We start from the raw sequence: 14,205 nt of genomic DNA on the forward strand, positions 1-14,205 counted from the left end.
ACCTACCTGAATTCTTATGCAAAACTACGGGGATGACAAAATCTAAAATATGACTTTTGTCAGGTTATTGACTTTATTTTAATTTTTTGCCTAAAATATTGGTGGCAATTGTTGTAAAGGCTACGATGCTAATAGAACTTAAGGGCATTAATATGGCCGCAATGACGGGTTCTAATTGTCCTGTAATCGCAAAATAAAGTCCTACGGCATTGTAGGCTAATGAGAGTACAAAACTCCATTTTATAATTTTCATCGCTTTTTTAGAAGCGAGTATATAGCTGTATAATTCTTCAAATTTTGTGGCATCTAAAATACCATCACAAGCAGGAGAAAATATCGTTACATTTTCAGAGATCGCAATACCTACATTACTTTGTGCTAAGGCACCAGCATCATTTAGACCATCGCCTACCATCATTACTTTTTTACCCTGCTCTTGTAATGATTTTATGAATTGTAATTTATGTTCGGGTTTTTGATTAAAGTATAATGGCGTTAATTTAGGAAGTAAGGCTTCCAATCGCTTTTTCTCTCCTTCATTATCACCAGAAAGGATAGCCACTTGTATGGTTTCACTCATGGCTTTAAAGAGTTCTGAAATACCTGCTCTATATTGATTTTTAAAAATATAGCAGCCCTTGTAGGCTGAATTGCTGCTGATATGTACAGCGGTATGTTCTATTTTATTTTGGTTCTCTTTACCTACAAAACTAGCGGAGCCCACCTTTATTTCACTATTATTGCTTGCACCAAAAATTCCTTTACCTACATGTTCCTCAAATTCGTCCAGAGTAACGATATTTTGAGCAGAAAGCAGGTCATATAAACTACGGCTCAAAGGATGGTTAGATGCTCTTAAGGTATTTTTTAATAAGGATTCTTCTTCTTCCGTAAGTTCTAGGCCTTCATAGGTTGCCGTGCTTTTTTTCGCAGTTGTAATGGTTCCTGTTTTATCAAAAATAGCCGTATCAATTTGTGCTAACTGTTCAATAGTTTGCGTATCCTTTAAGTAAAATTTATTTCGGCCAAAAATGCGTAGCATGTTTCCTAGGGTAAAAGGTGATGCTAGAGCAATAGCGCATGGGCAGGCAATTATAAGCACAGCCGTAAATACATTTAGCGCTTTGCTGCTATCATAAAATAACCAAAAAGCAGTAGCGGTAAATGCAATGCTTAGCACAAAAATGGTAAAGCGCTTTCCAATGCTATCTGTAATGGTTTGAAATTTACTGGTTTTGTCTTCTTGAAAAACAGCATTACTCCATAATTGTGTAAGGTAACTTTGTGAAACAGTTTTTAAGGCTTCCATTTCAATAGCGCCATGTAATTGTTTTCCGCCTGCAAAAATCTTATCTCCAGAATTCTTATAGACAGGTTCAGATTCACCAGTAACAAAACTATAGTCAATCTTACCATTTCCAGTAATGAGAATACCATCTACCGGAATTAGTTCTTCATTTCTAAGCAGCAAGCGATCTCCTTTTTTAATGGTATGGATCTGGGTAGTTTCTTCTGTACCATTAGGCAAAATTTTAGTGACCGCAATGGGAAAATAAGATTTATAATCGCGTTCAAAAGAAAGAAAAGAATAGGTTTTTTGCTGAAAAAATTTACCCAGAAGTAAGAAGAAAACGAGGCCTGTTAAGCTATCAAAAAATCCAGGTCCCCAATCAAAAATAATTTCTAGGGTACTGCGTATAAATAGCACCAAAATACCCAGAGCAATGGGAACGTCAATATTTAATAATTTAGAACGTAAGCCTTTATAAGCAGAGATAAAATAATCTCTTCCAGCATAAAATACTACAGGTAACGAAAAGCTAAACATCAGCCATCTAAAAAGGCCTTCATATTGGTTCAACCAAAAATCGCCGCCGTTAGTTTTATTACTCGATAAATCAAAATATTCTGGAAAGGATAAAAACATAACGTTTCCAAAGGCAAAACCTGCAATGCCTAGCTTGTAAAGTAAACTCCGGTCTATAGATTTCTTTTTATTGTCATAATCATCTAAGGAAATATAAGGTTCATATCCAATATGTGCTAAGAGTAAAACAATAGCTTTTAAGGACGACTTTTCTGTGGAATAGGTAATCCGAAGCATTTTTTTAGGAAAATCTACTTGAGAACTGCTAATGTTAGGGTTTAGTTTGTTTAAATTTTCTAGGATCCAAATACACGAACTACAATGAATATTCGGGATGTATAAGTTTACAATTTGAAGGTGATTATCGGTAAATTCGGCGAGTCTTTCTACAATACTCTCTGTATCTAGAAAATCATATTTTCCTTCAATTACTTTTGGCGTACTACCGGCAGCAGACTGTAAGTCATAATAATAGGATAGATCATTACTAGAGAAAATTTCATAAACAGTTTTGCACCCATTACAGCAAAATGTTTTTTCGTCAAAAAACAGTGGCGTTGCAGTGCAATCATCACCACAGTGATAGCAATCATTTGTACTCATAATCATTTGCTTTATACCCAATGCAAAGATGAATTATAAGGGGTATTAAATATATGACTTTTGTCATGTTTAAAAATCTTGTTTAGCGCTAATTTTGTAGCATCAGGTAATTTTATAATTATGGTTGAGGAAATAGAAGTACGGTGTGAACAATGTGCTATTAGGAAGTTTAATGCCTTAAGAGCAATGAGTAAAGAAGAATTGAAACGAGTTTCTGATTCTAAAAGCACTAAGATTGTTAAAAAAGGAGAATCTATTTTTAAAGAGGGCGAAAAGCTAAACGGAGTTTTTTGTATTCGTGATGGTGTTGCTAAATTATCGAAGCTTAGTTCAAACGGAAAAGATCAAATTGTAAAATTAGCAACCAAAGGACACCTCCTTGGACAACGTTCTGTCATATCAGAAGAGTCTGCCAATTTAAGTGCTACGGCAGTAAGTACTACTCAGGTGTGTTTTATTCCAAAAGAAGGAATTATGAATACCTTACATACAAATCCTAATTTTGCGGTAGAGGTACTTCGGCATATGGCGCATGATTTAAAAGAAGCCGATGACGTTATTATCAACATGTCTCATAAATCTGTAAAACAACGTGTAGCAGAAGCTTTTTTATACATGAAAAATAGTTTTGGAGTAGATAATGAAGGTTTCCTCAACGTATCACTTTCTCGCGAAGAAATTGCAAATATTGTAGGAACAGCTACGGAGTCTTGCATCAGAATCATATCAGAATTTAAAAAGGAGAAGTTCATTAAAACAGCGGGCAAGAAAATTGCGATTATTGATGAAATAGCACTCTTAGATTTAATGAATAAGTAAATAGTTCCTGCTCAATTGCTTAGGAAATTAACCTGATAATTATCATAGTTTTACTTTTCTTCTTCTTCTATTTTTACCTCAAGATTAAAACCAATCAAATGAAAAATATTCTTCTTCCTACAGATTTTTCCAGCAATGCGTGGAATGCTATAACGTATGCTATTGAGTTGTATAAAGAGGAAGCTTGTACTTTTTATTTGTTGAATACGTATACACCAGCTATTTCTAATAGTCGGTTTATGGCAAGTACTTTACAAGGAGAAAGTTTTCTTGCAGAAAGTTATTCTAAGGAAGGGTTAACTGTTGTTTTAAATAAAATCCATACGAATTACACAAATTCGTTACATAAGTTTGTAACGGTTTCCTCGTTTAGTTTGTTAACCGACCAAGTTAAACAGATGGTAGACGAATATGATATGGATGTTGTTATTCTTGGTACTAAAGGTACTTCTAGGGTGTCAGAAGTATTTATGGGAAGTAGTGCGGTAAAAGTAATTAAAACTGTTAGAAATTGTCCTGTATTGGCTATTCCTGAATATTTTGAATTTGAAACGCCAACGGAGATTGCTTTTGCAACAGATTTTAATAGATTCTACTCACAGTCAGAATTAGAACCCATCATAAGTCTTGCTAAAACATTCAATTCTGTATTAAGAATCGTACATGTGCAACATGAGATAAAAGCGCTTACAGAGTTACAGCAATTTAACCTAAATATGCTGCGTAAATACTTTCATGAAGTAGCGCATTATGTACATACCGTATCAGAAGTAAACTCAGTATCAAAAACCTTAGAAATATTTGCTAATGAACTAGATATTCATCTACTAGCAATGTTGAATTATCAACATAGTTATATGGAGAAATTAACAAGAGAATCTGTAGTGAAACAATTAGCTTTTCATGCACAAATTCCGCTTTTAGTTATTCCAGAATTAGGGATGAGTGCCCCATCTAGGCATAAACAACAAAGTAAAAAAAACGATTTTTCTTTAACATAATCTGTTTTTTAGTTAAAGAACATCCTAAAAAGGAAATGAGCCTTAATGCAAAAAAAAAGGTTTTTTAGTGTCGTCATAAAATTATGTTACAGGAACTCAATTAACGCATCAAACAAATAGGAATCCTTAATTTTGATAAAAATTAAGATTATGAATCTTCCGAATACCAATCAGAAAAGAATTGTTGTTATTGGTGGTGGCTTTGCAGGAATTTCTTTGGTAAAAAAACTTAAAGATTTAGACGCACAAATTGTAATGATAGACCGTCATAATTACCATACATTTCAGCCTTTATTATATCAAGTTTCTACAAGTGGACTAGAGCCCGATTCTATAGCGTACCCCATTCGAAAAATTTTAAAAGAATTAAATAATTTTTATTTCCGTTTGGCAGAAGTACAGCATATAGACCCTGTCAAAAAGGAAATTACAACAGCTATAGGTATTTTATCTTTTGATTATCTTGTGATCGCTACAGGGACAAAAACTAATTACTTTAATAATGAAAATATAGCTAAAAATGCGATGCCGATGAAAACGGTACCTCAAGCTTTGAATATTCGGAGTTTAATCTTGCAGAATTTTGAAAAAGCAGATGATACTTTAGAGGTGTCGGAGCGTAAAGCTTTGCTTAATTTTTGTATTGTAGGAGCCGGTCCAACAGGAGTAGAATTGGCAGGCGCTTTAGCAGAATTAAAGCAGAATGTATTCCCTAAAGATTATAAGCATTTAGATATTCAAGAAATGCAAATTCATCTGTTCGAAGGTGGCCCAAGAGTACTCCCGCCGATGAGTGAAACTGCATCTAAAAAAGCAACTGAATTTTTAGATAAATTAGGGGTTCAAATACACTTAAATACTATTGTGTCAGATTTTGATGGTAAAACAGTAACCTTGAAGGATGGGAAGACCTTAGAAACTAAAAATTTTATTTGGAGTGCAGGCGTAACAGGAGCGTCTATAAAAGGGTTGACTGAAGATAGTTTGGTGGCACGTTTAAATAGGTACAAAGTAAATACTTTTAACCAAGTAGCAGGTTTTGAAGATATATTTGCTATTGGAGATATTGCGTATATGGAGACAGTAGATTTTCCTAAAGGGCATCCTCAAGTAGCACAACCCGCTATTCAGCAAGGAGAAAATTTAGCTAAAAACTTAAAGAATCTCTTAGCAAACAAACCCTTAAAGGCTTTTATATATAGTGATAAAGGCACTATGGCTACGGTAGGCAGAAATAAAGCAGTCGTAGATTTAAAAAAGCTGAAATTTGGAGGCTTTCTAGCTTGGTTTATTTGGATGTTTGTACACCTTATGGCATTAGTAGGTTTTAGAAACCGAGTGATTGTCTTTTTTAATTGGGCTTACAATTATATAAACTATGATAAAGCGGCTCGTTTAATCGTACGCCCGTATACCACTAAGGACTAAAAAAGGAAAACAAGTTACAATATTTAGAAAACCTTTTCTATATTTGCATTGTTGTGTTGTGCTTTGTGAAAAGCACAAGTTGTGGTTAATTATTCTTTGCAAAAAGAATATGAAAACCGATGAAAGGCTTTCCTAATTTGGGAGGCTTTTTTTGTTTCTACTCTTAAAGGTTGCCTTAATTTTCTTTCCTTTTGATACTCTAACTTAAGCTGTATAGAAAATTTACGTGTATTTCAACGTAAAAGACAAATAAAATACAGAAGGTATGTTAAATTATTTTATTTTTAGCTTGCTGCATAATTTTGTACGCAACAAATAGTTCTATTTGTGGGTGCACAGCAAAATTCTAAGAAATAGATTATGGCTTTTCTAGCAAAACTTTTTATCAATGGAGAACAGCGTAATGTTCTCAATAGTAATTATGTATACCACCAACTTCTTGATGCTAGGGGAATGCCTAAAGCAAAGGTAGAAGGCGGTCAAATAAGCTTTGTAATAGAAGCTACCGGTGACGATGCCTTATTTCATTTATGGATGTTGAATGATTATCAAATCTATGACGGGTATATCCGTTTCTTTAAAAGAGATGGGTTGAGTAAATTGTTCGATTTTGAATTCGCCAATTGCTATTGTGTAGGATTACGAGAACAATTTAGCGCTACGGGTCACGATCCGCTTAAAATGGAACTCACGATTACTCCAGGGATACAACGTGTACGCGATGTAATTTTTGAGAAAGTTTGGAACCCTAGTAATCCGTTTGCAGAGGCTCCGGTTCCAGAAGTGCAAGAAGGAAATCCAATTATTGAAGATTTATTTTTTACAGATTTGGATGGAGAAAGAATACCAAATAATGAATTAGAATTTGGCGAGTCCGTGTACCTTGTGTTGAAAAGTATAAATGGAGTAGGCAAAACCGTTGATATTGAATTAGATGATAATGCTAATGATTTTAAATATAAAGGAGGAGTATTACCTGATGATGTTCTGAAAAATTTTAGAATTACATCCAATACTCAAAAAATAGAACTTGAAATAGTATCCCAAAAGAAATAGATTATGCCTACAATTACTTTTAACGATTATTCAAGTGTTACTAAAACGACTAATTCATTAACCATTATTCGTCCAGAGGTAACCAAAGCATACTTTGCAGAAGCAAAGATTGAAGAAGTGGAGGTGGAAAACACTTCAGGAGTACAAGAAAATGAAATATATACTGTAATATCGGGAGACACCTTAAGTAAAATAGCCAATAAAAAAGGCACAACCGTTTCTGCAATTATTGAAAGTGATGCTTCACTTACTGATGATAATAAGGGAGACCTTACCGTAGGGCAAAAAATAACATTGCCAAATACTGTGGCAACAACTGAAAAAAAGAAGAAAATTACTTTTGAAAAAATCAGTAAAGGTACTATTGGAAAAGATATTTATGTTGTTGTAGAAACTAAGAGATTAAATGGCTACATGATGTCGCTTAATATAAGGCAAGGGGTTTCAAAATGTGTTGGTGAGCTTGATGAAAATGTTATGTTGAAGGATGATCAAGATGATTATCATACGTTACTAAAAACAAAAATAGGCGGTATGTGCGAAACTGATTTTGTTAATAAAGATGATTATGTAGATCACGCCATATTTAAACTTGCTATTGATACTAATGACACTAAGAGAAAAGAGGATTGGATTAAAGCCCTTGAAAAGGAAACAGACAAAAAAACGTTTTTATATATACTTACAGACGCACATACGATAAATGGTCAAGAAAAACTGAATATAACATATTTAGGAGACACAGAAGAAGGAGAAATCAGAGGTGAAAAAGTGACCAACAGGTGGTTGGATGTTGATGGGCAGTGGTTTGAATTGAAAAATGGATGTAAATTTCCTATCACCCCAGAACAGCTTCTAGAAATATTTCCAAAATCTATAAAAGACAGAAGAGAAGAAGTTTCTAAAGCAATTAATAGTTACAGTGATGAATTTGAGATTCATAATTTAAATCGGATGTCTCATTTCTTGGGACAGATAGGTACGGAAACAGGACAATTAAAAGATTTAAAAGAGAGTTATAATTACTCTGCAAAAAATATTTATAATACCTTTCTTAGAAAAGTATTAATTGAACACCCTACTATTGAAGATAAGTTTACCTTTAAATATCATGACCTGATAGATGGTTACAATGCTACATTGGAATGTGAATACAGTAACCCTTCAACTAATTCTCAAAAAGGGTATGGTCATAAACGTGATGTTGAAAATCCTATTGAGGTTACAAGAGTTTTGTTAAATGGTAAATATGTTGCCTCTTGGGACTATACCGCTTTTAAAGAATTATACACAGTAAAGTCATCGTATACGCAAAGTAAAACTCTATTTGATTATGTATATGGGTGTAGAATGGAGAATGGTAAAAAATCAACAGAAGATGGCTCTGATTATTTTGGTGTAGGTTTTATTCATTTAACAGGGAAAAATAAATATAAAGCCTTAGACAAAAAATGGAAAGAGCTATATCCTGATGACCCTAAGGATTTTATGGGCGATGATATTTCATTATTGAAAACCAATGTCGATGTAGCAATAAAAGCCTCTATGATTATTTGGACTCACGTGCAGAATGGAACAAATATGGAAGCCGATAATGGCAATAATAATGCAACAATAAAAGCAGTTACTAAAGATGTAAATGGAGGTGACAATGGTTTAGAAATGCGAAAAGGATTTACTAAAAAAGCTTTTGAGGTTTTATCATAAAAAATAAGATGAAAAAAATCATATATTTAAATACAATCTATTTCTTGCTGATGGGAATATTATTCTCCTGTAAACAGAATAATACTGTTGAAGAGAAAAATAGCCAACTAATTACGGAATCTGTAAAAAACACAGTTAACCAGCCAGAAGAAAACCAAGAAGAAGGCAATATTAAGGACTTTCAAGGTATTTGGGAAAGTTTTTCTTATTATTTGGAGCATGAATCTGAATTCAAAGATTTTAATAAAAACAAGTATTATAAAGTAATTAATGGAAAAAGAACTTTGGATATTATTCTCATTAATCACAAAGAAGATAGTATAAATATTAATTTAGGGTATTTGGGCTTTTTAAATTCATTTGAACCGCATTCAATATCAAGTGAGGAGAAATTAAAAAATAGTTTAAATGATTCAGGATCGCTATTAGTTCGGTATATTAATACTTCAAAAAAATACACCACTGATGATGTAGAGGTAAGTGCTAATTTTAGTAGATATTTTGAAATTACTGAATTATTCGATGACAATTTTCATTACCAAGGTGAACCCGAAAAATTTAGTTTTATGGTCGATTTTGCATTACCTGAAAGTGTATTTAAAACTTTAAAATCATTAGCGATAGTTAATAAATTTGATTATATAGAACAATTTAATATCAGGAATTTATCAAAAAAAATTAAAGTTAAAGAGTCAAAAACTTTTTTTTATTCAGAGATGTTTGAAGCAACAAAAAGGAAGGCGTTTTTAGTTAAAGGAGATATTGCATACTTAGAAAGTATTAGTGACAATTGGGTTAAAGTTTATTATGACGGTAAAATGGTGACTGGCGGTTATTTAAAACGTTCTGATGTGGAATTTTTATAATAAGCAATTAGCAAAAAGCGTGTTTTTTAATTCTATTAGTGATTACAGCCTGCAATTGGTTAAAGTTAGTTTATACAAAGGCTAATTGGAAGTAGTAACTAGGCTTTACAATTTCATTTTATGAATTACATTAGCTACAAATATTTAATGTTGGGAAAGATTATTTTGATACTTCTTTTTCTTGGCTGTAAGGATGTCAAATCGACAAATTCTAGTAATGGTATAGTATCCTCAAAAACAGTTAAGAAGGAAGGCGAAATTAGCTTCGAAAAGCAATTTTTTAAGTATGATTCGTGCAACATTTCCGAGGGAAAGTTCCAAGTGTTTTTGTTTAAAAAAAAGGATGAAATTAATGAAGTAATAGTTGAAATATTTAATAAAAACAATTCCTTAATTGATAGTACTCGTCTGAGCTTAGTTGATAATCCTTCAATTAAATTGCATTGTGAAGAAGGTAATTTTGCACTAGAATATGAAAATAATATTGGCAATAATTATAATTCCGTCATTCATAAATTTGATTGGAACAATGTTACAGAAAGTTTTGTAGCTACCAAAGTAAGAGTTATTAAAGATACTAGTACTTTGGCAGGAATTAATGCTGTTAAAAAACAAATATTTTATGAGCAAATAGATTTAAGTACGAACAAGTCTAAAGTTTTAAAGTATGAAGTTGTTGAGTCTACCAATTTTAAAGTTAAAAGTGATATTAGGTATATAGATTGGAGTGAAGGAGTAGCTAAAAATAAAAAAGCATTTTCTCAATATTTTAACTCTAGAGATATTGGCAATATTTTAAAACAAGGAGTTACAGTTGCTCGTTCTTTATTGAAAATTTTAGACTTTGTAAATATGACTGAAACCATATTTAGTGTGATGCCTAAAGATGGTGATTCTAAATTATCTATACCAAACCCCAATAGTGTAATTGGCGCTGTTTCTTCATTTGCTATGCCTGCTGCGTTTCCTTTGTCGGCAGTTTTTTTGCTGCAGATATAGTTGTGAAATCGATAGCCAAAAAATTAGCGAAAGATATTAAAGAAGATGGAAAGCTTTTTTTAGCACAAGCAAAACTAAAAGGGTTGAATGCGGTTAGAGCCTATGTAAATAGCCCTAGTGGTGGAGCATGTGGATATCAATTGTCGAGTCCAATACTGCCCTCAATTCATTGTAAAGTAATGAGTGGTGAAATAAAAACGGTTTATGATTTAGAAAATTTGGACCCAGATTATTCTGATCTCGATGATGGAGTTTACTTCACATATATTTTTCAGATAATCAAGCATAATGGCCGAAATATAACTATAATTGATTCAATTATTTCAGAATAAACTTTTTTATGAAAAATATATTCCTAGTATTAAGTGTATTAACACTACTCTGCTGTAAAGCACAAACAGAAAACGTAGAATTAAGTTTTGAGAAAACCGATGCGCCCCTTAAAGTTATGGAGTCTTTTACCATGGCTGATAGTGTATATGTAACTTTATTAAAACCTTATAGAATTAAGGTGAAAAGTAATTATTCTAACACTATAGAAACAAACTGGATTGGTATGAATTCCGGAGGTGGTTCTGGATCTCATAATCCCAGTAAGTATTTGATTTATACAGATAAGCATAAATTAGCACCTCCTCCGAGAGGTGTAAAATTCTCGAGTTATGAAACAAAGATTTTCGATATTTACATTGGATATAGAATGTTTATTAAAAGTAAAGAAAAAAATAGCCTCTTAGAAAATGCCGTGTATTTAGAAGAAAATAGAGAGCGGAAAGTCTATGATCTTAGTAAAAGCGAAATAGCACCTCTTTTTTTTGAACATAAGATTACTGATGATATAAGAGGGTATCTCTCCTTTGGTTTTTATAATTATGAAAATGAATTAGGTTTAAGAGAAACTATCGCCATAGATTAATGGTGTACAATAGTGTTTACTATTATATAACTAAATTTAAAATTTGAGTTTTGCACACTTTATTTATGACAATTCTTATTTCTATTTTTTTATCTATTTGGTATAAAATAGTTGAGAATAAAAGGGGAAAAGAAAATTTAAGAAACGATAGAAGGTTGTTTGGGTTATTGAAGGAGTCTTTTTCATTTGCAATACCTATTAAAAATAAGTATTGATGGCTTCAAAAACGTTGAATATGTTGATACACATTTGACTTCTAATTCTGAAATTTTAGAGCAACGCAGAGTAAAAGAAAGTAGTAGGCTAAAAGGGAAAAGTTTTATAGAACGCTTTTTTTGAAGAAGATACTAATGACCGTGACTCAGTGATGCGGAACGTTACATTTTTTAGCACTCAGTTAACATTATCCTTTAGCCATAAAAATATAGCTTATAAATTTTATCCACGTCTTCCCATTAACGAGACAAAGATTAGTTATTTATTATCTAAACGAGAAAATTTAGTAGTTTACGTAGTAAAATTTGACCCCAATAAAAAAAGTGATATTCCGGATGTTAATTTATTAAAACAATATTTCTTTTTTTTAGATGTTAGATTTTTAAATATTGTCGGGGAGAAATTTATATATTTAGGGAGAGAGATTTTGGAGAAAAAGACTTGCTAGCGAGAGTATCACGTCCGGTCCTGCATTACTTTCCTGTTTTGCGCTCAGTGTAGCTTTTTTGACTTTGTTCGTTGTGCTAAGTCGGTAGATTTTGCGGAGCGCTACAATATTTACTCATACAATTCAAAAATTTTGTCCCCTAAAAAGGGCTTATTTCTAATTGTAAAAACTGATTTATTTTTATGACTGGTATCGGAATTATTTTTAGTGTAGTATTATTTATTTGTGTCTACTTTTTTAGAAAACACAAAACTAATACTATAAAAAGTGGAGGTCAATTAAAATCTATACGATTAGAAGAGCTTTCAACAATTCAGTTAGATAATTTAGTGGTAGATGGTTTTAATAGAAAAGAGGAGCAATTTGTAGACGAGTATGGTGCCGTTTATACTCCTAAAAGTACCAAGAACATTTGCAATCGGAAAATATTTTTACCATGGGAAAGGAGTTTAGACAGGAGTCTGTTGAAAACTTTTTTTCAGTAGTTAATATTCCATTGTCCTATAATGGAAAAGAGTATGAATTTAAGATGAAAATCCCTTTAGATGAAATTACATTACGGATGAGGTTTTATAATAAAAAGAGTACAAAAATTTATTTAAGTGAAAAGCAATATCCAGATGGTAGCATTCCACAAATGTCGGTTGAAGGTGTTATTCATAACTCCTTCAAAGAGAATAAAGATAAAGAAGGCTATTTTATTATTGATTTGAGCTTTTTAGGATTACCTACAATAGGTTTAGAGTGTTTGGGTGCTATTGCTATGGATTAAATTTGAAAATTACTTCGCGTTGATAGCGCGATCATCATGCTTCTGTCTGTGTTATTCTCTAGTTATCTAATAACTTGTGCTTATTTAATGCTTTTGAGTTGAGTTTAGGATTCGATTTTATTTATTTTGCTAAAACGACTAATTCATTAACCATTATTCGTCCAGAGGTAACCAAAGTATACTTTGCAGAAGCAAAGATTGAAGAAGTGGAGATGGAAAACACTTCAGGAGTACAAGGAAATGAAATATATACGGTAATTTCAGGAGATAATATTAGTAAAATAGCAAATAAGAAAGGTACTACAGTTTCCGCAATTATAGAAAGTGATACTGCACTTACAGATGCTAATAAGGGAGACCTTATCATAGGGCAAAAAATAACATTACCAAATACTGTGGCTACAGCCGGAAAAAAGAAGAAAATAACATTTGAAAAAATCAATAAAGGTACTATTGGAAAAGCGATTTATGTTATTGTAGAAACTAAGCGATTAAATGGCTATATGATGTCAATTAGTGTAAGACAAGGTATAGAGGACTGTATTGTAGAAAAGGATGCAGAAATAATGTTGAAGGATGATCAAGAAAAATATCATACTTGGATTAAAACAAAAGTTGGAGGAATATGCGATACAGATTATATTAATAAAGATGATTTCATTGATAAGGCTATATTTAAAATAGCCATTGACACCTATGATAAAGATATAAAAGCAAAATGGATAAAGGCAATTGGGGATACTCAAGATAAAAAAACTTCACTTTATATAATTGCTGATGCTACTTTTATTAATGATCAGGAAAAATTGAATATAAATTACTTAGGAGATACAGAAGAAGGAGAAGTTCGAGGTGAAAAAATCAAAAATAGATGGTTAGATGTTGATGGACAGTGGTTTGAATTGAAAAAGTTAGAAAAGAAAATTTGTCCTATTGACCCTAAAAATAGAAGTCATTTTGTTATTCATTGTACCGCAGGAGCTATGACGGAAAGTTCAATAAAATTTAAAACAAAGTTTGATATTCCTGGAAAAAAGAAAAGAAGTGCAGCTCATATCTACGTTAATCTAGATGGAACGAAGTTTGAAGTTTGGCCTTTAACTGAAAAGAATGTTTGGGCTACAAAAATAGAAAGTAAGAAAGGATTAAATGGTCAAATGTTTCATATTGAATTAAATTATGGCTCACCAACTAAACCAAGTGAAGCTCAATATATTACTTTAGCTGATTTATATATTGAATCAAGTGAGATAGAAAAATGTTGGCCGATTATAGTTCCTCATATTGAAGTGGATCGAGGAATTGCTGATGGTCATCAAGACCCTACGGATTTCGATTATAATCATTTTTATTCAATATTAAAACTAAAAGGTGTGCCAATTGATGAAATCTCTAAATTTGATCATGATAGATATTGGGGCGATAAAACATACAAAGTACCTTGGGGTTCGGATAAAACAGAATGGCCTCCAATATTAAGCGGAAACCCACATAAATAATTAAAAAA

The 14,205-nt window shown here is 32.1% G+C and carries 13 protein-coding genes; 12 read left to right on the forward strand and 1 reads right to left on the reverse strand.

Annotation, left to right across the window (positions count from 1 at the left end):
- Nucleotides 1-73: 73 nt before the first annotated feature.
- A complete protein-coding gene (locus CELAL_RS09655; protein WP_013550723.1) occupies nt 74-2,470 on the reverse strand; it encodes a heavy metal translocating P-type ATPase in 2,397 nt (798 codons plus the stop codon).
- Between the two features lie 120 nt (nt 2,471-2,590).
- Between CELAL_RS09655 and CELAL_RS09660 the strand changes: the two genes are divergently transcribed.
- The 12 genes from CELAL_RS09660 to CELAL_RS09720 all read left to right on the forward strand — a co-directional run bounded on the left by CELAL_RS09660 (nt 2,591) and on the right by CELAL_RS09720 (nt 14,197).
- Entirely contained in the window at nt 2,591-3,289 is a 699-nt protein-coding gene (locus CELAL_RS09660) for a Crp/Fnr family transcriptional regulator (protein WP_041558060.1), read from the forward strand.
- A 98-nt stretch (nt 3,290-3,387) separates the two neighbouring features.
- The gene (locus tag CELAL_RS09665; RefSeq protein ID WP_013550725.1) at nt 3,388-4,290 is read left to right on the forward strand and encodes a universal stress protein; all 903 of its coding nucleotides are present in this window, start codon (nt 3,388-3,390) and stop codon (nt 4,288-4,290) included.
- A 150-nt stretch (nt 4,291-4,440) separates the two neighbouring features.
- On the forward strand, nt 4,441-5,718 hold the full coding sequence (locus tag CELAL_RS09670; protein WP_013550726.1) for an NAD(P)/FAD-dependent oxidoreductase: 1,278 nt from the start codon (nt 4,441-4,443) through the stop codon (nt 5,716-5,718).
- Nucleotides 5,719-6,078: 360 nt separating this feature from the next.
- Nucleotides 6,079-6,774, forward strand: a complete 696-nt coding sequence (tssD, locus tag CELAL_RS21475) for a type VI secretion system tube protein TssD (protein WP_013550727.1) — start codon at nt 6,079-6,081, stop codon at nt 6,772-6,774.
- Between the two features lie 3 nt (nt 6,775-6,777).
- A complete protein-coding gene (locus tag CELAL_RS09680; RefSeq protein WP_013550728.1) occupies nt 6,778-8,481 on the forward strand; it encodes a LysM peptidoglycan-binding domain-containing protein in 1,704 nt (567 codons plus the stop codon).
- An 8-nt stretch (nt 8,482-8,489) separates the two neighbouring features.
- On the forward strand, nt 8,490-9,347 hold the full coding sequence (locus CELAL_RS09685) for a hypothetical protein (RefSeq protein ID WP_013550729.1): 858 nt from the start codon (nt 8,490-8,492) through the stop codon (nt 9,345-9,347).
- Nucleotides 9,348-9,467: 120 nt separating this feature from the next.
- Complete coding sequence (locus CELAL_RS09690) at nt 9,468-10,346, forward strand: hypothetical protein (RefSeq protein WP_041557678.1); 879 nt, start codon at nt 9,468-9,470, stop codon at nt 10,344-10,346.
- A gap of 2 nt (nt 10,347-10,348) precedes the next feature.
- Nucleotides 10,349-10,678: a hypothetical protein gene (locus CELAL_RS09695; protein ID WP_013550731.1), complete on the forward strand. Its 330-nt coding sequence runs from the start codon at nt 10,349-10,351 to the stop codon at nt 10,676-10,678.
- Nucleotides 10,679-10,686: 8 nt separating this feature from the next.
- Nucleotides 10,687-11,262, forward strand: coding sequence for a hypothetical protein (locus tag CELAL_RS09700; protein ID WP_013550732.1), 576 nt, complete (start codon nt 10,687-10,689; stop codon nt 11,260-11,262).
- Between the two features lie 846 nt (nt 11,263-12,108).
- On the forward strand, nt 12,109-12,411 hold the full coding sequence (locus CELAL_RS09710; protein WP_013550734.1) for a hypothetical protein: 303 nt from the start codon (nt 12,109-12,111) through the stop codon (nt 12,409-12,411).
- Nucleotides 12,363-12,698: a hypothetical protein gene (locus tag CELAL_RS09715; RefSeq protein WP_013550735.1), complete on the forward strand. Its 336-nt coding sequence runs from the start codon at nt 12,363-12,365 to the stop codon at nt 12,696-12,698. The genes CELAL_RS09710 and CELAL_RS09715 overlap by 49 nt, the downstream gene beginning before the upstream one ends.
- A 98-nt stretch (nt 12,699-12,796) precedes the next feature.
- Nucleotides 12,797-14,197 carry an N-acetylmuramoyl-L-alanine amidase gene (locus CELAL_RS09720; protein ID WP_041557680.1) on the forward strand — a complete coding sequence of 467 codons (1,401 nt, stop codon included), beginning with the start codon at nt 12,797-12,799 and terminating at the stop codon, nt 14,195-14,197.
- The last annotated feature ends 8 nt before the right edge of the window (nt 14,198-14,205 follow it).

The sequence above is a fragment of the Cellulophaga algicola DSM 14237 genome (assembly GCF_000186265.1).
In the GTDB taxonomy this organism is placed as follows: domain Bacteria; phylum Bacteroidota; class Bacteroidia; order Flavobacteriales; family Flavobacteriaceae; genus Cellulophaga; species Cellulophaga algicola.